The sequence below is a fragment of the Streptomyces tuirus genome, from assembly GCF_014701095.1.
Lineage (GTDB): Bacteria > Actinomycetota > Actinomycetes > Streptomycetales > Streptomycetaceae > Streptomyces > Streptomyces tuirus.
The window spans coordinates 642,807-662,737 of record NZ_AP023439.1 but is presented as its reverse complement, the minus strand read 5'-3'; the positions used below and the strand labels follow the sequence as shown (position 1 = coordinate 662,737).

The 19,931-nt window shown below is 72.2% G+C and carries 20 protein-coding genes and 1 pseudogene; 15 read left to right on the top strand and 6 right to left on the bottom strand.

All coding sequences use genetic code 11. From position 1 onward, the window contains the following. Nucleotides 1-13: 13 nt before the first annotated feature. A pseudogene (locus IGS69_RS34495) lies at nt 14-157 on the top strand (transglutaminase); the annotation flags it as partial. A 10-nt stretch (nt 158-167) separates the two neighbouring features. Next, nucleotides 168-869 carry a B3/B4 domain-containing protein gene (locus IGS69_RS03170; protein ID WP_190896753.1) on the top strand — a complete coding sequence of 234 codons (702 nt, stop codon included), beginning with the start codon at nt 168-170 and terminating at the stop codon, nt 867-869. A gap of 125 nt (nt 870-994) precedes the next feature. Here IGS69_RS03170 and IGS69_RS03165 read toward each other — a convergent pair whose 3' ends face one another. Then, the gene (locus IGS69_RS03165) at nt 995-1,723 is read right to left on the bottom strand and encodes a lysophospholipid acyltransferase family protein (protein WP_190896751.1); all 729 of its coding nucleotides are present in this window, start codon (nt 1,721-1,723) and stop codon (nt 995-997) included. A gap of 187 nt (nt 1,724-1,910) precedes the next feature. Further along, complete coding sequence (locus IGS69_RS03160; RefSeq protein WP_190896749.1) at nt 1,911-2,327, bottom strand: DUF4395 domain-containing protein; 417 nt, start codon at nt 2,325-2,327, stop codon at nt 1,911-1,913. A gap of 77 nt (nt 2,328-2,404) precedes the next feature. Here IGS69_RS03160 and IGS69_RS03155 point away from each other — a divergent pair, with 77 nt between their 5' ends. The 4 genes from IGS69_RS03155 (at nt 2,405) to IGS69_RS03140 (ending at nt 5,421) form a co-directional block, all read left to right on the top strand. Beyond that, entirely contained in the window at nt 2,405-2,818 is a 414-nt protein-coding gene (locus IGS69_RS03155; RefSeq protein WP_190904361.1) for a TlpA family protein disulfide reductase, read from the top strand. Between the two features lie 83 nt (nt 2,819-2,901). Further along, nucleotides 2,902-3,393, top strand: a complete 492-nt coding sequence (locus IGS69_RS03150; protein WP_190896747.1) for a flavin reductase family protein — start codon at nt 2,902-2,904, stop codon at nt 3,391-3,393. Nucleotides 3,394-3,614: 221 nt separating this feature from the next. Further along, nucleotides 3,615-4,403 (top strand): electron transfer flavoprotein subunit beta/FixA family protein, encoded by a 789-nt coding sequence (locus tag IGS69_RS03145; protein WP_190896745.1) that lies wholly within the window; start codon nt 3,615-3,617, stop codon nt 4,401-4,403. 55 nt (nt 4,404-4,458) lie between these two features. Further along, nucleotides 4,459-5,421, top strand: coding sequence for an electron transfer flavoprotein subunit alpha/FixB family protein (locus IGS69_RS03140; protein ID WP_190896743.1), 963 nt, complete (start codon nt 4,459-4,461; stop codon nt 5,419-5,421). 58 nt (nt 5,422-5,479) lie between these two features. On the opposite strand, the gene IGS69_RS03135 is transcribed toward IGS69_RS03140, so the two are convergent. Further along, the gene (locus IGS69_RS03135; RefSeq protein ID WP_190896741.1) at nt 5,480-6,385 is read right to left on the bottom strand and encodes an endonuclease/exonuclease/phosphatase family protein; all 906 of its coding nucleotides are present in this window, start codon (nt 6,383-6,385) and stop codon (nt 5,480-5,482) included. Nucleotides 6,386-6,579: 194 nt separating this feature from the next. On the opposite strand from IGS69_RS03135, the gene IGS69_RS03130 reads away from it, so the two are divergent. Continuing rightward, nucleotides 6,580-7,881 carry a DUF6986 family protein gene (locus tag IGS69_RS03130; RefSeq protein ID WP_190896739.1) on the top strand — a complete coding sequence of 434 codons (1,302 nt, stop codon included), beginning with the start codon at nt 6,580-6,582 and terminating at the stop codon, nt 7,879-7,881. Between the two features lie 155 nt (nt 7,882-8,036). Next, entirely contained in the window at nt 8,037-9,788 is a 1,752-nt protein-coding gene (locus tag IGS69_RS03125; RefSeq protein ID WP_190896738.1) for a serine/threonine-protein kinase, read from the top strand. Here IGS69_RS03125 and IGS69_RS03120 read toward each other — a convergent pair. Beyond that, nucleotides 9,734-10,549 carry a hypothetical protein gene (locus tag IGS69_RS03120; protein ID WP_190896736.1) on the bottom strand — a complete coding sequence of 272 codons (816 nt, stop codon included), beginning with the start codon at nt 10,547-10,549 and terminating at the stop codon, nt 9,734-9,736. The two genes, IGS69_RS03125 and IGS69_RS03120, sit on opposite strands and share 55 nt — an antisense overlap. A gap of 7 nt (nt 10,550-10,556) precedes the next feature. Further along, a complete protein-coding gene (locus IGS69_RS03115) occupies nt 10,557-11,621 on the bottom strand; it encodes a LacI family DNA-binding transcriptional regulator (RefSeq protein WP_190896734.1) in 1,065 nt (354 codons plus the stop codon). A 197-nt stretch (nt 11,622-11,818) separates the two neighbouring features. Between IGS69_RS03115 and IGS69_RS03110 the strand changes: the two genes are divergently transcribed. The 7 genes from IGS69_RS03110 (at nt 11,819) to IGS69_RS03080 (ending at nt 18,179) form a co-directional block, all read left to right on the top strand. Beyond that, a complete protein-coding gene (locus tag IGS69_RS03110; protein ID WP_190896732.1) occupies nt 11,819-12,772 on the top strand; it encodes an ROK family protein in 954 nt (317 codons plus the stop codon). 129 nt (nt 12,773-12,901) lie between these two features. Further along, on the top strand, nt 12,902-13,375 hold the full coding sequence (locus IGS69_RS03105) for a helix-turn-helix transcriptional regulator (protein WP_190904360.1): 474 nt from the start codon (nt 12,902-12,904) through the stop codon (nt 13,373-13,375). A 10-nt stretch (nt 13,376-13,385) separates the two neighbouring features. Next, nucleotides 13,386-13,802, top strand: a complete 417-nt coding sequence (locus IGS69_RS03100) for a VOC family protein (protein WP_190896730.1) — start codon at nt 13,386-13,388, stop codon at nt 13,800-13,802. 101 nt (nt 13,803-13,903) lie between these two features. Then, the gene (locus IGS69_RS03095; protein ID WP_190896728.1) at nt 13,904-16,297 is read left to right on the top strand and encodes an ATP-binding cassette domain-containing protein; all 2,394 of its coding nucleotides are present in this window, start codon (nt 13,904-13,906) and stop codon (nt 16,295-16,297) included. Between the two features lie 189 nt (nt 16,298-16,486). Next, a complete protein-coding gene (locus IGS69_RS03090) occupies nt 16,487-16,723 on the top strand; it encodes a hypothetical protein (RefSeq protein ID WP_190896726.1) in 237 nt (78 codons plus the stop codon). Nucleotides 16,724-16,788: 65 nt separating this feature from the next. Further along, the gene (locus IGS69_RS03085; RefSeq protein ID WP_031106779.1) at nt 16,789-16,989 is read left to right on the top strand and encodes a hypothetical protein; all 201 of its coding nucleotides are present in this window, start codon (nt 16,789-16,791) and stop codon (nt 16,987-16,989) included. A 146-nt stretch (nt 16,990-17,135) separates the two neighbouring features. Then, entirely contained in the window at nt 17,136-18,179 is a 1,044-nt protein-coding gene (locus IGS69_RS03080; protein WP_190896725.1) for an NUDIX hydrolase, read from the top strand. A gap of 270 nt (nt 18,180-18,449) precedes the next feature. Here IGS69_RS03080 and IGS69_RS03075 read toward each other — a convergent pair whose 3' ends face one another. Beyond that, nucleotides 18,450-19,805: a dipeptidase gene (locus IGS69_RS03075; protein WP_190896723.1), complete on the bottom strand. Its 1,356-nt coding sequence runs from the start codon at nt 19,803-19,805 to the stop codon at nt 18,450-18,452. Between the last annotated feature and the right edge of the window lie 126 nt (nt 19,806-19,931).

Sequence of the window (19,931 nt, the reverse complement as noted above, 5' to 3'; positions counted from 1 at the left end):
TGGCAGATGACGGCGGCTGGCCTTCACGCCCGACCCGACGTCCAATGAACTGGACTACCCGGTACTGTATGCGGCACCACATCCGGTCGTACTGGACGCCCTCACGGCGGCTCGCGACCGGCCGCACCTGCGGCAGACGCTCCCTACCCCACTCTGAGGCAACGACCATGACGCTCACGCTGATCGTGTCCGACGACGTACGCGCCCTCGCGCCCGGCTTCACCCACGTCGCGATCGAGGCGCACGGCCTGGTCAACGGGCCGAGCAGCGAGGCCGGTTCGGCCCTGCTGGACGACGCGGCGCGCCGGCTCGCCGCGCGACTGGACGGCCGCGCCCCGCACGAGGACCCGCACATGGCCGCCTGGCGCCAGGTCTACACGGCGTTCGGCTCGAAGCCGTCCCGGACCCGCAACTCGGCGGAGGCACTGGCCAAACGGGCCCTCTCGGACGCCGGGCTGCCCCGCATCAACCTGCTCGTCGACCTCTACAACGCCGTCTCCGTCGCCCATCTGATCCCCGTCGGCGGCGAGGACATCGACCGCATCGAGGGCGGCATGCGCCTGATCCGCGCCACGGGGCGGGAGGACTTCGTGACCGTCGCCGGCGGCGAGGAGACCGTCGAGCACCCCGACGCGGGCGAAGTGGTGTGGTGCGACGACGCGGGCGTGACCTGCCGCCGCTGGAACTGGCGCCAGGGTCCGCGCACCCGGCTCACCGAGGAGACGACGTCGGGCGTCTTCCTGCTGGAGAGCCTGGCACCGATGCCGGTCGCCGAGGTGACGGCGGCCGCGGAGGAACTCGCCGCACTACTGGCGGAGTTCAGCCCGGGAGCGGACATCGCCGTCCGCACTCCGGAGCCCTCGGCCTGACCTTGGCCGGAGGGGCGCCCGTGTGCCTCGGCCTGAGCTGCGGCGCTCGGGCATCCGTGCGCCTGGCCTGAACCCCGGCCGCTCGGCGTCAGTGCGCCCCGGCCCGGACTACGGCCGCACGGGCGTCAGTGTGCCTCGGTCGCCCGCACCTGCTCCGGTGTCGGGGCCGTGCCGCCGAGGTGGGCGGGCATCCACCAGGTGTCGTCCGGACCCTTGGGGCGGACGGGGTAGGCGCGCTGAGCGGCCTCGAGGAGCTCCTGGACGCGCTCCCGCAGCTGGCGCGTGATGGCCCCCGCGTACTTGTCGCGGGAGGCCTCGATCGCCTCGCCGACCCGGATCGTGATGGGGATGTGGCTGCGCTTGAAGTTGCGCGGGTGGCCCTTGGTCCACAGTCGCTGCGTGCCCCACACCGCCATCGGGATCAGCGGGACGCCGGCCTCCTGGGCCAGGCGCGCCGCGCCCGACTTGAAGCTCTTCAGCGTGAACGACTGCGAGATCGTCGCCTCCGGGAAGACCCCGACGACCTCGCCCGACCGCAGCGAGTCCAGGGCGTGCGCGTAGGCCGCCTCGCCCTGCTTGCGGTCCACGGGAATGTGCTTCATGCCGCGCATCAGCGGGCCGGAGATCCGGTGCCGGAAGACGGACTCCTTCGCCATGAAACGCACGAGACGTTTCTGCGGCAGCGCCGCCAGGCCGTCGAAGACGAAGTCCAGGTAGCTGATGTGATTGCTCACCAGCACGGCGCCGCCCGAGCGCGGGATGTTCTCCGAACCCTGGAGGTCGATCTTGAGGTCCCACACCTTGAACAGCGTGCGGGCGAAACCGACGACGGGACGGTAGACGAGCTCTGCCATGGGCGGGCCGGACCCTTCCTGCTCTGCCTGGGAAGGGATTCCCAGAGGAAAGTTACGCAGCCGTAGGTTTACGGCTTGTCGCAGATCGTGCCCGAAGAACGGCCGGGTAGCCAGTCCTCGTGCCCGTCGGCGGCGAGATTCTCGTCACGTCGCCCGCAGGTTCCCACCTCGTGCTTTTGCGTCCCCATTACCCCGCACGCACCGTCACCCGCCGCACGAGCAGGTACAACTCGCAGCCCAGGCAGTACCCGAACGCAGCATTGAGGAAGGCGGCGGGGAGCGCGGCGCCGGTCGCCGCGAGACCCAGCCAGCCGGGTCCCAGCGTGTAGCCGACGAGCCCGAGCCCGGCGAAGAGCAGCCCCACCGCCTGGGCGAAACGCGGCGGTTCGGGCGCCTCGAACTCCGTCGGCGGCCCGAGCCGCGGCCGTACGGCCCTGGCGAACAGCAGGCCGTAGGGGGAGCGCCGGACCCCGCCCGCCGCGCCGAGCAGGAACGCCAGCGTCTGCCAGGCCAGCAGCCAGGCGCTCCCGGTGACCAGAACGACCGCGAGGACGGCGGCCGTGACGGCGGCGCCGAAGCGCGGCCCCCTCACATCGATGTCCATGGAGCCAAGCATTCCGTAGCCCGGCCGTGCGGAGGGGGCGGGAATCTTTGCGGTCTCGTGAACGCTTGCAGCAGGTGATGACCGGACTGGTGGTGTGCGTGGTGGTGCTCGCGGCGGCGAGCGCCTACGGAGTGCTGCAACGGCGGCGGAGCGGGAGAGTGCGGGTGCGCGGGCGGGACGACGGCAAGCGGCTCGATGCGGCGGAACTGGGTGCGGAGCTCGGCGAGCGGGCCACGCTCGTGCAGTTCTCCAGCGCGTTCTGCGCGCCCTGCCGGGCGACCCGGCGGGTCCTCGGCGAGGTCGCCGCGGTCGTGCCCGGCGTGAGCCACATCGAGATCGACGCCGAGGCCCATCTGGACCTCGTGCGGCGGCTGGACATCCTCAAGACGCCGACCGTGCTGGTCCTCGACGCCGACGGCCGCGTGGTGCGGCGGGCCACGGGGCAGCCGCGCAAGGCGGACGTGATCGCCGCGTTGGGGGAGGCGGTGTGACGGGTGTGACGCCGCCGGTGAGCCATCTCCCACATCACGGAACGAACTTGACTGCGCGTACCATTTATCGTCAGCCTGACCCCATGCCTGCGGACCTTCTCGCCACGCCCGACCTCCTGCGCTCGGTCTTCCGGCGGCACGCGGCGGGAGTCGCCGTCATCACCGCTCGTGGCGAGGCCGGACCCGTGGGCTTCACCGCCACCTCCGTGACATCCGTCTCCGCCGAGCCGCCGCTGCTCTCCTTCGGCGTCGGCACCGGCGGCTCCAGCTGGCCCGCGATCGCGACGGCTGACCACGTGGGCGTCCACATCCTGGGCGAGCACCAGCAGGAGCTCGCCGCCACCTTCGCCCGCAGCGGCGCCGACCGCTTCGGCCCGCCCACCGCATGGCGGGAGGGGCCCGAGGGCGTCCCGGTCCTCGACGGCGTGGTGGCCTGGCTGGTGGGCCGGGTCGTGGCGCGCGTGCCCGCCGGGGACCACCGGATCGTGCTCGCCGAGGTGGTGCACGGCGACCCCTCGGGCACCGGCCGTCCCCTCCTCTACCACCAGGGACGATTCCAGCGTCTGCGCGACTGACCCGGGCGTCCCCCGGGCTGCGTGACCGTCGAGTTCCGGTTACGCTGCGTTGCGAAGGTCACAGTTCAAAGCGCTTGCTTAGCGGGAACGAACTGGGTGTACTGACGAGTAATATTTCGCTCGGGGCGGTGGGTTCGCCCCGACCGGGATCGGACGCTAGAGGCGCCTATGCTGCCTGCAAGTAGGCAGCATGGAAATGACGATGCAGTAGGAGAGCCGGCGTGAGCTTGAGGATCGTTGTCACTGTGAAGTACGTGCCCGACGCCACTGGCGACCGGCACTTCGCCGATGACCTGACCGTCGACCGGGACGACGTGGACGGTCTGCTCTCCGAGCTGGACGAGTACGCGGTCGAGCAGGCGCTGCAGATCTCCGAGAACTCCGGCGACGACGTGGAGATCACCGTCCTGACGGTGGGTCCCGAGGACGCGAAGGACGCGCTGCGCAAGGCGCTGTCCATGGGCGCGGACAAGGCGATCCACGTCGAGGACGACGACATCCACGGCACCGACGCCATCGGCACCTCCCTGGTCCTGGCCAAGGCGATCGAGAAGGCCGGCTACGACCTGGTCATCTCCGGCATGGCCTCCACCGACGGCACCATGGGCGTCGTCCCGGCCCTGCTCGCCGAGCGCCTGGGCGTCCCGCAGGTCACCCTGCTCTCCGAGGTCTCCGTCGAGGACGGCACGGTCAAGGGCCGTCGTGACGGCGACGCCGCCTCCGAGAACCTGGAGGCCTCCCTCCCGGCGGTCGTGTCGGTGACCGACCAGTCGGGCGAGGCCCGTTACCCGTCCTTCAAGGGCATCATGGCGGCCAAGAAGAAGCCGGTGGAGTCCTGGGACCTGTCCGACCTCGACATCGACGCCGAGGAGGTCGGCCTGGAGGGCGCCTGGACCACGGTCGACGGCGCGGCCGAGCGCCCGGCCCGCACCGCGGGCACGATCGTCAAGGACGAGGGCGAGGGCGGCAAGCAGCTCGCTGAGTTCCTCGCGGGCCAGAAGTTCATCTGAGCCCCGCAGCCGAGATCCGTCCCTCATCTTTCGCAAGCAGGAGAGAAGAAGTCCCATGGCTGAAGTTCTCGTCTACGTCGACCACGTGGACGGCGCCGTCCGCAAGCCCACCCTGGAGCTGCTGACGCTCGCCCGCCGTATCGGCGAGCCGGTCGCCGTCGCGCTGGGCAACGGCGCCGGTGACACCGCCGCCGCCCTCGCCGAGCACGGCGCGGTCAAGGTCCTCACCCACGAGGCCGCCGAGTACGCCGACTACCTGGTCGTGCCGAAGGTCGACGCCCTCCAGGCCGCCGTCGAGGCCGTTTCCCCGGCCGCGGTGCTGGTTCCGTCCTCCGCCGAGGGCAAGGAGATCGCCGCCCGTCTGGCGCTGCGTCTGGGCTCCGGCATCATCACCGACGCCGTCGACCTCGAGGCCGGCGACGAGGGCCCGGTGGCCACCCAGTCGGTGTTCGCCGCGTCCTTCACCACCAAGTCCCGTGTCTCCAAGGGCACCCCGGTCATCACGGTCAAGCCCAACAGCGCCGCCGTGGAGGCCGCCCCGGCCGCCGGCAGCGTCGAGGCCCTGGACGTGTCCTTCTCCGCGCAGGCCACCGGCACCAAGGTCACCGGCCGTACGCCGCGTGAGTCGACGGGCCGTCCGGAGCTGACCGAGGCCGCGATCGTGGTCTCCGGTGGCCGTGGCGTCAACGGCGCGGAGAACTTCGCGATCATCGAGGCGCTCGCCGACTCGCTCGGCGCGGCCGTCGGTGCCTCGCGTGCCGCGGTGGACGCCGGCTGGTACCCGCACACCAACCAGGTCGGCCAGACCGGCAAGTCGGTCTCGCCGCAGCTGTACATCGCCAACGGCATCTCCGGCGCGATCCAGCACCGCGCGGGCATGCAGACCTCGAAGACGATCGTGGCGGTCAACAAGGACGCCGAGGCCCCGATCTTCGACCTCGTCGACTACGGCGTCGTCGGCGACCTCTTCGACGTCGTCCCGGCCCTCACCGAGGAGATCAAGACCCGCAAGGGCTGATCGCCCCGAAGGCTGTGGAAGGCCCCCGTGATCGTGCGAACGGTCGCGGGGGCTCTTCTCATCCCAGGGTCATCGAGGCCTGTACCGGCAGATGGTCGCTCGGAAACGTCCCGCCCCTGCTGAAGGTGTTCATCCCGGCCCGGTGCGTGGTGACCCCGGGGGTGGTGAGGATCCAGTCGATGCGCCGCCCGCCGGGCCTGGGCGCCCGGTAGCCGTGGTGCGTCCCGTACGCCGGACCCCGCGAGGCCGCCGCGTCCCAGGCGTCCACCAGCCCGATGTCCAGCATGAGGTCGTACACCCGGTTGTCGTGGGCGGCCGCGTTGAAGTCGCCGGTGACGATGACCGGTGACGACCGGTCCCACCCGGCGATCGTCTCGCCGATGAGCCCCGCCGAGCGTTCCCGGGCGTACTGGCTGACGCTGTCCAGGTGGGTGTTGAGGACGTAGAACTCCCGTCCGCCATCGGCCAGATCGAGGAAACGGACCCACGTCACCATGCGCAGCCAGTCCGCGCCCCAGGTGTTCGAGGCGATCGTGTACGGGGTGTCGGACAGCCAGAAGTGATCGAACTCGATCGGCTCGAGTCTGCGCGTGTCGTAGAAGACCGCCATGAACTCGTCCTTGCTGCCGCCCCCGCGTCCCGTGCCGATCCAGTCGTAGTGCTCGCCGAGATCCTTCTCGATCGCGCGCACTTGCCGGTAGAGCCCTTCCTGGGTGCCGATGACGTGCGGTCGCTCGCGGCGCAGCAGTTCTCGCATCACCGGTCGGCGTACCTCCCAGCGCGGTGTGCTGTCGACGACGGTTCCGAAGCGGACGTTGAACGTCATGACGTCCAGGGCGCCCGGGTGCTCGCCGGCGGAAGCGGGCTGTGTGGGGCCCGCCGTGGTGAGCAGCGGTCCCGCGATGGCGGCGGCGGCCGCCGCCTTGAGCCCGTGGCGACGCGTCACTCCGACCTCGTTCGGCACGTGATCTCCCTCCCCTTGCACGTCAGGATGAAGCTTGCCTTCTGAATACGGAAGATGAGGGCGGGTCGTCGGTGACCGGGGGTGAAGGATGGGGAACCCCACCGCACGACAGTGTTGACCAGGCCGAAGGTCGGCCGATAACTTCGCTCTACGGATTGTTGATTCCGTACAGCGGAAAATGGGAGGGTGTAGGAATGGGTCAGGGCCAGCAGGAGAAGGTGGCGACGAGCCTCGCGGGCGCGGTCAGCGAGGAGATCAGCGCCTCCCTCGCGCCGGTCGACGCGGAGCTGGAGCGCCGCTACCCCGGGGACCCCGGCACCCGCCAGCCCGTCCACACCGTCTACGTGCCCGGCGACGTCTTCGCCGCCGACACCGTCCGCTCCTGGGGCGACCAGGCCCTCGCGGCCCTCGACGAGCACGCCCCGGACGCCGCGGCCTTCGCCGCCGTCCTCGGCCTCTCCGAGGAACTCGCCGACCCCGTCCACGCGCGCGTGCGCGCCAAGCTGGAGCGCGAGCCGATCGAGGACCTGCGCGTCGACTTCGAGGACGGCTACGGCAACCGCCCCGACGCCGAGGAGGACGAGGCCGCCGCCCGCGCCGCCCGCATCATCGCCGAGGCCTATGAGGACGGCACCGCCGCCCCCTACATGGGCATCCGCATGAAGTGCATGGAAGCGCCCGTACGCGCCCGGGGCATCCGCACCCTCGATATCTTCCTCACCGGCCTGATGGAGGCCGGCGGCCTGCCGGGCGGACTGGTTCTCACCCTGCCGAAGGTGACCTACGCCGAGCAGGTCACCGCCATGGCACGGCTCCTGGACGCCTTCGAGAAGGCGCACGGACTCGAGCCCGGCCGGATCGGCTTCGAGATCCAGATCGAGACCAGCCAGTCCATCCTCGCCGCCGACGGCACCGCCACCGTCGCCCGCATGATCCAGGCCGCCGACGGCCGCGCGACCGGACTGCACTACGGCACCTTCGACTACAGCGCCTGCCTCGGCGTCTCCGCCGCGCACCAGGCAAGCGACCACCCCGCGGCCGACCACGCCAAGGCCGTCATGCAGGTGGCGGCGGCCGGGACGGGCGTCCGCGTCTCGGACGGCTCGACCAACGTCCTCCCGGTCGGCCCGACCGCGAAGGTCCACGACGCCTGGCGTCTGCACTACGGCCTCACCCGACGCGCCCTGGCCCGCGCCTACTACCAGGGCTGGGACATGCACCCCGGCCACATCCCCACCCGCTACGCGGCCGTCTTCGCCTTCTACCGCGAGGGCTTCGAGCAGGCCGCCGCCCGCCTGTCCCGCTACGCCAACCGCACCGCCGGCGACGTGATGGACGAACCCGCCACCGCCAAGGCCCTCAGCGGCTACCTGCTGCGCGGCCTGGACTGCGGCGCCCTGGACAGCGGGGAGGTCGCCCGCCTGGCCGGCCTGACCCGGGCGGACCTGGAGAGCTTCGCGGCGCCCCGGCGCGGGGACCTCACGGCCTCCGCCTGACGGCCTCCGCACGCCGGACGCGCCGGCACGTACCGGCCCTGTCACAGCCGTTTGCGGCGGCTGCCGCCGTCACCTCAGCACCCTTAGTCTGTACGCCACGCACCGACGGATCCGTCCGCCGGTGCATCCGGTGGGGTCACAGGAACGGGGCAGCGGTGTCGACGGGGGAGTACGGGCACACGGACGGGGCCGGACGGCTGCTGGCGGGCCGCTACCGCGTCACGGCCGCACTGGGGCGCGGTGGCATGGGCATCGTCTGGAAGGCCATGGACGAAGTCCTCGGCCGTGAGGTCGCCGTCAAGGAACTGCGCACCTACACCGACGCGGCCGGTCCCGAACTGGCCGCTCTGCAACTGCGGATGCAGCGCGAGGCCCGCGCCGCGGCCCGCGTACGCCACCCCGGTGTGATCGCCGTCCACGACATCGCCCAGGTCGACGGCCGCCCGCTCATCGTCATGGAACTGGTCGACGGGCCGTCCCTGGACGACGTCCTGCGCGAGCGCGGCACGCTGGACCCCGGTGAGGCGGCCGGGATCGGCGCCAAGGTCATGGACGCGCTGGCGGCCGCCCACCGCGCGGGCGTCCTGCACCGGGACGTCAAGCCCGGCAACATCCTGCTCGACCGGTCGGGCCGGGTCGTCCTCACCGACTTCGGCATCGCCACGATGGACGATCCGGGGGACGGCTCGGCCACGCACCTCACGCGCAGCGGCGAACTCGTCGGCTCGCTCGACTACCTGGCCCCCGAGCGCGCCCAGGGCGCCGACCCGGGCCCCGCCTCCGACATCTGGGCCCTGGGCGCCACGCTGTACGCGGCCGTCGAGGGCTCCTCGCCCTTCCGCCGCACGTCCACGTTCTCCACGCTCACCGCGATCGTCTCCGAGCCGCTGCCTGAGCCCCGCCGCGCAGGCCCCCTCGGGCCCGTCCTCCAGCGGCTGATGGACAAGCGCCCCGAGTCCCGCCCGGAGGCCGACCAGGCCCGCGCACTGCTCCAGGCGGTCGCGGACACGGGCGGCACCGACACGCCGACATCCACCCTGCGGGGCCCGGCGTCGACGCCCTCGCGCGCGGAGACGGAACGCAGCCTCCCGTCGGTACCGCCGGGCTTCGGGCCTCCGCAGCAGGGCACGGCCGGGCCGCAGGGCACGGGCCCCGGCGAGCAGAGCCCGGGCACCGGCCCTCAGGGCTCAGGCCCGGTCGGCCCCGGCAGCACCACCCCCGTCGCCTCCGCACCGACCACTGCGATGAACCCCGACCGCACCGCCTCCCGCCGCAAGGCGCGCGTCCTGCTGGCCGCCGCGGCCGTCGCCGTCGTCCTCGCCGCCGGGACCACGGTCGCCCTGCTCGGCGACTCCGGAGGCAAGGAGACCGGCGCGCGGACCGACGCGGCCCGCCCGGAGGCCGGGTCCTCCGAGCCCGGTGGTCAGGACGACGGCTCCGACGCCCCGAGGGGCACGCGACAGGGCGACGGCAAGGGCTCAGCTCCCACCGAGAAGCCGGCCGACAAGAAGGACCCCGAGCCCACCGGCCGGGCGACCACCCCGGCCCCCGGGAAGTCGACCGGCGGCGCCGGTGCAGGCACGTCGGACGGCGGCACCTCCGGCGGCGGCTCGACCACCCCGGCCCCGGTCTGCCACCCCATCGGCGGCGGCAAGTACAACTGCCAGGTCTGGAAGACCGCAGACTCCTACACCGCCTCCGGAACCAAGACCGGCATCCTCAACGCGGGCACCAACTACTTCTACTGCCAGCGGAACCTGGGCCGCCGCGAGACCTCCGGCCAGTGGACCAACATCTGGTGGGCGAAGACCGACGACGACAGCGGCAACACGGACGTCTGGGTCAACGACGTCTACATCAAGGGCGGCGACAACGACGCGCCGGTCCCCGGGCTCCCGCTCTGCTGAGCCCGCGCCGAGGCGGCCACGTACCGCTCCAGACCGGAGGCCGTCACCAGCTTCTCCTCGATGAACAGCCGGGTGCCCCGCTCGCACAGCCGCCGGTCTCCGCGCGCCCGTGCGCAGAACTCCTCGGGCACGACACCGAACAGCTCCCGCAGGCGCGGCAATCCGACGAGGAGCTCGGTCAGCAGCTCCCGCTCACCCGGGTGCGTGCGCGGAGTGCCGCTGCCGTCGTGGAGGACGCCGTGCCGGTTGACGTAGGCGTACGCCCCGGGCAGGCGGCTGCCGTCCGCGAGGTCGATCCGGACGTCGGGCGACGGCAGCCACGCCCGGTCGAAGTTGCCGCCCGGCAGCGGCACGCCCTCGCTCGCGTCGATCACCGCGAGCTGCCCGGCGTCGAGCCACAGGACGAACAACTCCCGCACGGTCCCCGGGGCGCCGACCGGCGACGCCGACACGTATCCCATGCGGCTCACGTGCGCGGAGACACCCGCGTCGATGCCCGTCACCCGTGCCTTCACCATCGGCAACGGTGACCTGATCCCGCACTCCGTCATCTTGTGCCGCAACTGCCCCGGGCAGCCGTTGGACCCGATGGCGATGACCGGCGTGCGGTCCTCGTACACCAGCCGCTCCGGCGGCAGGAAGCGGTCCCCGTCGAGAAGCCCCGAATCCGCGGGCCAGGCGCCCGGATACAGCAGGGGGTGCTCACGCGGCGCCTCGGCCAGGCCGAGTGCCTCCAGCGTGAGATCGGTGCCGTCGTCCATGGGCCGCTCAGTCCGCCGGCGGGATCTCGCCCGAGCCGCGGGTGATCAGGCGGGTCGGCAGCTCGATGCGCTCGGGGGTGACCAGGGTGCCGTCCAGCTGCCGGAAGAGACGTTCCGCCGCGGTGCGGCCGATGTCCGAGGCGTCCTGGGCGACGACCGTGACGCCCGGCTGGAGCAGATCGGCGAGCTCGATGTCGTCGAAGCCGACCAGGGCGACACGGCGGGCCTGCTCGGCGAGCACCCGGATCACGGTGACCGTCACGCGGTTGTTGCCCGCGAAGATCGCCGTGACCGGGTCCGGGCCGGCCAGCATCTCCTCGGCGGCCCTGCGCACCCGCTCGGGGCCGGTGACGCCGAGAGACATCCAGGAGCCCGCCACCGGTATGCCCGCGTCCTCCATCGCCGCCCGGTAACCGCGCAGCCGCTCGGCGGCGGTGTGGATGCGGGGCATGTCGCCGATGAAGCCGATCCGGCGGTGCCCGTGGGCGATGAGGTGGGCGACGCCGTCGCGGGCGCCGCCGAAGTTGTCCGACAGGACCACGTCGGCGTCGATGTGCCCGGCCGGCCGGTCCACGAACACCGTGGCGACACCCGCCTTGAGCTCGGGCTCCAGGTACCGGTGGTCGTCCCCGGCCGGGATCACCACCAGCCCGTCCACCCGCCGCGCGCACAGGGCCAGCACCAGTTCCTGCTCGCGCTCGGGGTCCTCCGCGCTGGAGCCGTTGATCAGCAGGGCGCCGTGTGCGCGGGCCACCTCCTCGACCGACCGGCTCAGGGGGCCGTAGAACGGGTCGGCGAGGTCCTCCAGGACCAGGCCGATGCTCGCCGTGCGGCCCTTGCGCAGCACCCGCGCGCTGTCGTTGCGGCGGAAGCCGAGGGCGTCGATCGCCTCCTGGACCCGCCGCTCCGTCTCCGGGGTGACCCCCGGCTCCCCGTTCACGACACGGGAGACCGTCTTGAGGCCGACTCCGGCGCGTGCCGCTACGTCCTTCATGGTCGGCCGGGTGCCGTAGCGCGCTGCCGATCGGAGGGGGCTCTGGGGCACGGTGCGGTGTCCTGTCCTGTCGTCCACGGGGTGCGTCGATCCTGGGTTTGTATGAGGATGTGGCGTCGAGCATAGAGCCTGGACAACGTTGTCAGGCTCGGGGGAGACTGTCCACCGCAATCTCCGGACCCGCGCATCGCCACGGGACCGGTGCGCTGCTTGCCCTGCTTGATGGCTTTCTCGGCGTTTTTCTCATGCATGCCCGACGGGGAGATCCGACTCTGATGCACACCGACCTCGTGGCCGCGCTCGACATCGGCGGCACCAAGATCGCCGGCGCCCTGGTGGACGGCCACGGCCGGATCCTCGTCCGCGCCCAGCGGCCGACGCCCGCCCGGGAGGACGGCGACACCGTGATGCGGGCCGTGGAGGAGGTGCTCGGCGAGCTCACCGCGTCGCCGCTGTGGGGTCGTGCCGCGGCCGTGGGGATCGGCAGTGCCGGGCCCGTGGACGCCTCGGCGGGCACGGTGAGCCCGGTCAACGTGCCCGGCTGGCGCGACTACCCGCTGGTCGCCCGGGTCCGGGCCGCCGCCGGGAACCTGCCCGTCGAGCTGATCGGGGACGGCGTGGCGATCACGGCGGCCGAGCACTGGCAGGGCGCCGCCCGCGGCCATGACAACGCGCTGTGCATGGTCGTCTCGACCGGCGTCGGCGGCGGTCTGGTGCTCGGCGGCCGCCTGCACCCCGGGCCCACCGGCAACGCGGGCCACATCGGTCACATCAGCGTGGACCTCGACGGCGATCTGTGCCCGTGCGGTTCGCACGGCTGCGTGGAGCGCATCGCGAGCGGCCCCAACATCGCCCGGCGCGCGCTGGAGAACGGCTGGCTGCCCGGCCCCGACGGCGACACCTCCGCCGCCGCGGTGGCCGCCGCCGCCCGGTCCGGCGACCCGGTGGCCGTCGCCTCCTTCGAGCGGGCCGCCCAGGCCCTGGCCGCCGGGATCGCCGCCACCGCGACCCTCGTGGAGATCGACGTCGCGGTGGTCGGCGGGGGAGTGGGCAAGGCGGGCGACGTGCTGTTCGCCCCCCTGCGCAAGGCCCTGAGCACCTACGCGACGCTGTCCTTCGTCCGGCACCTGACCGTGGCGCCGGCCCAGATGGGCACCGACGCCGGGCTGGTGGGCGCGGCGGCGGCAGCGCTGGCGAACCGGACGGACGCGGCGGCGGCCGGGGTGTGAGCCGGGGCCCGGCCGATCCGGCAGGAACGTTCAGCCGGCGGCGTGACGCGGGCCGGTGCCGGGACCGACGTGGCGGTGGCCCCCGAGCGATACGGACTGGTCCGGTCCGTATCGCCGGAAATCGACCGCATGTGCGTGCGGTGTGGCACGATCGCGCTTGTGAGCAGCAGACCCGCCTCGGCACAGCACCTGCGTGACCTCGCCCGGCTGCGCCGCGTCAAGGACCGGATCGACCGGGAGTACGCGAAGCCTCTGGACGTCGAGGCGCTCGCCCGGGGCGTGCACATGTCGGCCGGGCACCTCAGCCGCGCGTTCCGGCAGGCGTACGGCGAGTCTCCGTACAGCTACCTCATGACGCGGCGCATCGAGCGCGCGATGGCGCTGCTGCGCCGGGGCGACCTCAGTGTCACCGAGGTGTGCTTCGAGGTCGGCTGCGCGTCGCTAGGCACCTTCAGCACCCGCTTCACCGAGCTGGTGGGCATGCCGCCGAGCGCCTACCGGCGGGAGGCGGCGCGCGCGACGGCCGGCATTCCGTCGTGCGTGTCGAAGCAGGTCACCAGACCGGTCAGGAATCGAGAAGCGCCCGCCGCGAGCCGAAACTAGCGTGAGGGCCATGGACCTCTCGATTCACGCCAGCTTCCTCCCGCACGACGACCCGGACGCCGCCCTGGCGTTCTACCGCGACACCCTCGGCTTCGAAGTCAGAAACGACGTCGGATACGAGGGCATGCGCTGGATCACCGTCGGCCCCGTCGGCCAGCCCGGCACGAACATCGTGCTGCACCCGCCGGCCGCCGACCCCGGCATCACCGAGGACGAGCGCCGCACCATCGCCGAGATGATGGCCAAGGGCACCTACGCCAGCATCGTCCTGGCGACGAGCGACGTCGACGGTACCTTCGAGCGGGTGCAGGCGGGCGACGCCGAGGTGGTCCAGGAGCCGGTGGACCAGCCCTACGGCGTCCGCGACTGCGCCTTCCGCGACCCCGCGGGCAACATGGTCCGCATCCAGCAGCTCAAGGCGTCGTAACAGCCTTCGCACCGCACCTTCCCCCGCGCCGTCCCCCGGGAGCGGCGCGGGGGAACGAGATCGTCCGAGCGCGGCAGCCCCGCCCGACAGATGGAGACATCATGAGCAAGGCCACGACGACGGACAGCCAGTCGCCCGGGCCGCACGTCGCCGACAGCCATGACGTGATCCGCGTGCACGGCGCGCGCGAGAACAACCTCAGGGACGTCAGCATCGAGATCCCCAAGCGCCGGCTCACGGTGTTCACCGGCGTCTCCGGCTCGGGCAAGAGCTCGCTGGTGTTCGACACGATCGCGGCCGAGTCGCAGCGGCTGATCAACGAGACCTACAGCGCCTTCCTGCAAGGGTTCATGCCGAACCTGGCCCGGCCCGAGGTCGACGTGCTGGACGGGCTGACCACCGCGATCGCCGTCGACCAGCAGCGCATGGGATCCGACCCCCGCTCCACCGTCGGCACCGCGACCGACGCCAACGCGATGCTGCGGATCCTCTTCAGCCGGCTCGGCACGCCCCACATCGGCCCGCCCGGCGCCTTCTCCTTCAACACGGCCTCGGTCTCGGCGAGCGGCGGGTTCACCGTGGACCGCGGTGCCGACAAGACCAGGACCGAGAAGGTGTCCTTCAGCCGCACCGGCGGCATGTGCACGCACTGCGAGGGCCGGGGCACGGTCTCCGACATCGACCTCACCCAGCTCTACGACGACTCCAAGTCGCTGTCCGAGGACCCGTTCACCATCCCCACCTACACCGGGGACGGCTGGGTGGTGCGGGTCATCGCCGAGTCGGGCTTCTTCGACAAGGAGAAGCCGATCCGGGAGTACACCAAGAAGGAGCGGCACGACTTCCTGTACCGCGAGCCGGTCAAGGTGAAGATCAACGGGGTCAACCTCACCTACGAGGGGCTGATCCCGAAGCTCCAGAAGAGCTTCCTCTCCAAGGACCGCGAGTCGATGCAGCCGCACATCCGGGCCTTCGTGGACCGGGCGGTCACCTTCACCCGGTGCCCCGACTGCGACGGCACCCGGCTCAGCGAGCTCGCCCGCTCCTCGAAGATCGGCGAGATGAACATCGCCGACGCCTGCGCGATGGAGATCCGGGACCTGGCGGAGTGGGTCCGGGGACTCGACGAGCCGTCGGTGGCGCCGCTGCTCACCAAGCTCCGGCACACCCTCGACTCGTTCGTGGAGATCGGCCTCGGCTACCTCTCCCTCGACCGGGCGTCGGGCACGCTCTCCGGCGGCGAGGCCCAGCGCACCAAGATGATCCGCCACCTCGGCTCCTCGCTCACGGACGTCACCTACGTCTTCGACGAGCCGTCCATCGGCCTCCACCCCCATGACATCCAGCGGATGAACAACCTGCTGCTGCGCCTGCGCGACAAGGGCAACACCGTGCTGGTCGTGGAACACAAGCCCGAGACGATCGCCATCGCGGACCACGTCGTGGACCTCGGCCCCGGCGCAGGCACGGCGGGCGGCACCGTCTGCTTCGAGGGCACCCTGGAGGGGCTGCGGGGCAGCGGCACCGTCACCGGCCGGCACCTCGACGACCGCGCCAAGATCAAGGCGACGGTCCGCGAGCCCACCGGTGCGCTGGAGATCCGGGGCGCCTCGGCGAACAACCTCCAGGGCGTCGACGTCGACATCCCGCTCGGCGTTCTCACCGTCATCACCGGCGTCGCGGGTTCCGGCAAGAGCTCGCTGGTGCACGGCTCGATCCCCGCCGAGGAGGGCGTGGTCGCGATCGACCAGACCCCGATCCGCGGCTCCCGGCGCAGCAACCCGGCGACCTACACCGGTCTGGCCGACCCGATCCGCAAGGCCTTCGCCAAGGCCAACGGGGTCAAGCCGGCACTGTTCAGCGCCAACTCCGAGGGCGCCTGCCCCACGTGCAACGGCGCCGGAGTCATCTACACCGATCTGGCGATCATGCAGAGCGTGGCCACCCCCTGCGAGGAGTGCGAGGGCAGGCGGTTCGAGGCGTCGGTGCTGGAGTACCGCCTCGGCGGCCGCGACATCAGCGAGGTGCTGGCGATGCCGGTGGCCGAGGCCGAGGAGTTCTTCGGCAGCGGCGAGGCCCGCACCCCGGCGGCGCACAAGATCCTCTCGCGGCTCGCGGACGTCGGACTCGGCTACCTCACCCTCGGACAGCCGCTCACCACGCTGTCCGGCGGCGAGAGGCAGCGCCTCAAACTGGCCACGCACATGGGCGACAAGGGCGGCGTCTACGTCCTCGACGAGCCGACCACCGGACTGCACCTGGCGGACGTGGAACAGCTGCTCGGCCTGCTCGACCGGCTCGTCGACTCCGGCAAGTCCGTCATCGTGATCGAGCACCACCAGGCGGTCATGGCCCACGCCGACTGGATCATCGACCTCGGCCCCGGCGCGGGTCACGACGGCGGCCGTATCGTCTTCGAGGGCACCCCGGCCGATCTCGTCGAGGCCCGCTCCACCCTGACCGGCGAGCACCTGGCGGCCTACGTGGGCGCCTGAGGGAGGCCCATACGGCCGTGAGGCGAGCGGCCCGGCGTGCTCCGGGACAGCGCCCGGCGCGCTCCGGGACCGGCCTCACGGCCTCGGCGTCGCCGTCTGGAGGGGCTCCAGGAGTTCCGGCCGACGGAAGACGGGCTGAACGGCCCATCCCGGCGCGCGGCCGGCGCCGTCGCCGCGCACCCTGGTGCCATGGCGTCCGTGAAACCCGTCGTGGTCTACCCGCCCTCCGCGGACGGCGGACGGCGGGTCCGTGTGGACGACCAGTTCCTCGGTATCGCCTACGGGCCCCTCGACATCGCCGAGTTCCTGCGGCGCGCCGGGATCGAGGACGCGGACGAGGCGTATGTGGCGGCCACGGGGCTGATCGAGTGGCGCGGCGGTGGCCCCGGGGCGTGGACGGCCGACCCGGACGGCGACTCCGCGTAGCGCCGGTTTCCCCCGGTCGTACGCGGCCGCGTGACCCCGGGGCGGGTCCGGCAGTTGAGTCGGGCATGAAGAAGCGCAGCATGCTCGCCATCGCCTCCCTCGCCACCGGCTTCGTCGTCGCGGCGGTCACCCCGTCCCACGCCCTCGGGGACGGCCTCGGCACCCTGAGTGTCGACGAGACCCTCAAGTCCATCGACGACACCGTCGCCAAGGACAGCCTGTCCCTGGACCGGGAGGACGGCGCCCAGGCGAAGAAGAAGGGCTGAGGAGCCGCACGGCCCCGCGGCCACGGCGCCGGCGCTCCCGCGTGAGGGGGGCGCCGGCGCCGTCGTCATGCGCCCTCAACTGCGGCTGGTTTCCGTGGCAGGGTGGAGCGGGCAAGCCTCAGGGGGCCAACAGAAGAGGGGGACCTGTGACCGTCGTCTGGATCAACGGCGCGTTCGGTGCGGGGAAGACCACCACCGCACGGGAACTGATCGAACTGATCCCCAACAGCACGCTCTTCGACCCGGAGGTCATCGGCGGCACGCTCGCCCACCTGCTGCCACCGAAACGCCTCGCCGAGGTCGGCGACTTCCAGGACCTGCCGATCTGGCGACGGCTCGTGATCGACACGGCGGCCGCGATGCTCGCCGAGCTCGGCGGGACCCTCGTCGTCCCCATGACCCTGCTGCGCCAGGAGTACCGCGACGAGATCTTCGGCGGCCTGGCCGCGCGCAGGATCCCGGTCAACCACATCCTGCTCGCACCGGCCGAAACGATACTGCGGGAGCGCATAGCCGGCCGTGAGGTCCCGCGCGACCTTCCCGACGGCGACATGCGAATACGCCAGTGGTCCTTCGACCACATCGAGCCCTACCGGGCCGCGCTCGCCTCCTGGCTCACCGCCGACGCCCATCCCGTCGACACCAGCGACCTCACGCCGTACGAGACGGCCGTCAGGATCGCCGAGGCCGTCACCGGCGGTGCCGTGCCCGTCTGCGACATCGTGCAGACGCCCGAACCCACCGCCGAGACCGTCGCCGCCGGAGTGCTCCTCTTCGACGAGCAGGACCGGGTGCTGCTCGTCGACCCCACGTACAAGGCCGGCTGGGAGTTCCCCGGCGGAGTCGTCGAACCCGGTGAGGCGCCCGCCCGCGCCGGTATCCGCGAGGTCGCCGAGGAGACCGGCATCAGCCTCGACGAGGTGCCGAGCCTGCTCGTCGTCGACTGGGAGCGCCCCGCACCCCCCGGATTCGGCGGCCTACGGCTCCTCTTCGACGGCGGACTGCTGCACTCCGCCGAGGCGGGCAAGGTGCTGCTGCCCGGCCCGGAGCTGCGCGCCTGGCGGTTCGTCACCGAGGAGGAGGCAGCCGGCCTGCTGCCCCCGGTGCGCTACCAGCGGCTGCGCTGGGCCCTGCGGGCACGCGAGCGCGGAGCGGCGCTCTATCTGGAGGCCGGGGTGCCGGTCGGCTGACAACGGGCCCGCCGCGCGCGCCCTTTACCCGGCACGGGGATTCCGAGGCCAGAGCAAAAAGGGCTGGGTGCCGCAGGGCCGTTGCGCGGCGGAGCGGCCCGAGCCGCGCCTCGTCTCCGGCAGCGGCCAGGGGCAGTTCGCCGCCGTCGCGCCACAGGTGGGCCTGGCCGGCCGGGAAGCGCAGCAGGTGCAGGCGGGGGGGCGTCCATGGGACGGCCGTAGGGAAGGCCCCCGTCCGGGGACGAGGGCCTTCTGCCGCGGGCAGCGCGGTCAGCTCGCCGCGTAGGTGCGCAGGAACAGCGCCTCCGCCACCGACAGCCGCTCCAGCTCCTCGGGCGACACGCTCTCGTTCACCGCGTGGATCTGGGCCTCCGGCTCACTCAGCCCGATGAGCAGGATCTCCGCACGCGGATAGAGCGCGGCCAGCGTGTTGCACAGCGGGATCGAGCCGCCCTGCCCCGCGTACTGCATCTCCTGCCCCGGGTAGGCGACCGCCATCGCGGCCGCCATGGCCTGGTAGGCCGGGCTGGTGGTGTCGGCGCGGAACGGCTGGCCCTGGCCTATCTGCTCCATGCTCACCCGGGCACCCCACGGCGTGTGCGCCTCCAGGTGCGCCTGGAGCAGCTTGGTCGCCGCGCCCGCGTCCACCCCCGGCGGCACCCGCAGGCTGATCAGCGCACGGGCGCTCGCCTGCACGGACGGGGTGGCCCCGACCACCGGCGGGCAGTCGATGCCGATGACCGTGACGGCCGGCCGCGCCCAGATACGGTCGGCGACCGTCCCGGAGCCGATCAGCTCGACGCCGTCCAGCACCTTGGCGTCCCGGCGGAACTGCTCCTCCTCGTACTGGAGCCCTTCCCAGCCCGCCTCACCGGAGAGCCCCTCGACGGTCGTCGAGCCGTCCTCGGCACGCAGCGAGTCCAGCATGCGGATCAGCGCGGCGAGCGCGTCGGGAGCGGCACCGCCGAACTGGCCCGAGTGGAGGTTGCCCGCGAGCGTGTCGACCTGGACCCGCAGCAGGGTCATGCCGCGCAGGGTGGAGGTGACGGTCGGCAGACCCACCCGGAAGTTGCCCGCGTCGCCGATCACGATCGTGTCGGCCGCCAGCAGTTCGGGGTGCTCCTCGGCGTACCGCTCCAGACCGCCCGTGCCCATCTCCTCGGAGCCCTCGGCGATCACCTTCACATGGACGGGCACGCCGCCGTTCGCCTTGAGCGCGCGCAGCGCCAGCAGATGCATGATGAGGCCGCCCTTGCAGTCGGCGGCCCCGCGCCCGTACCAGCGGCCGTCGCGCTCGGTCAGCTCGAACGGCGGGGTCGTCCAGGCGGCCTCGTCCAGCGGCGGCTGCACGTCGTAGTGGGCGTAGAGCAGGACGGTCTTCGCGCCCTGCGGGCCGGGCAGGAAGCCGTAGACCGACTGTGTGCCGTCGGGGGTGTCGAGCAGGGCCACGTCCTGGAAACCCTCGGCGGCGAGCGCGTCCGCGACCCAGCGGGCGGCGCCCTCGCTCTCACTCCGGGGGAACTGGTCGAAGTCCGCCACCGACTGGAAGGCCACCAGTTCGGTGAGCTCCTCCTTCGCCCTGGGCATCAGTGAGGCGACGGTCTCGGCGACCGGATTCGACGACATGGGCACGCTCCTCGTGGGTGCGACGTTGTACGGATGCGTACCTCTGTCGGTACGCGGTGATCGTGTGGTGTGGACGCGTCCCCGTGTAAGGGCCACTCACGCTGCCGATCCTCCCACAGCGGCCTG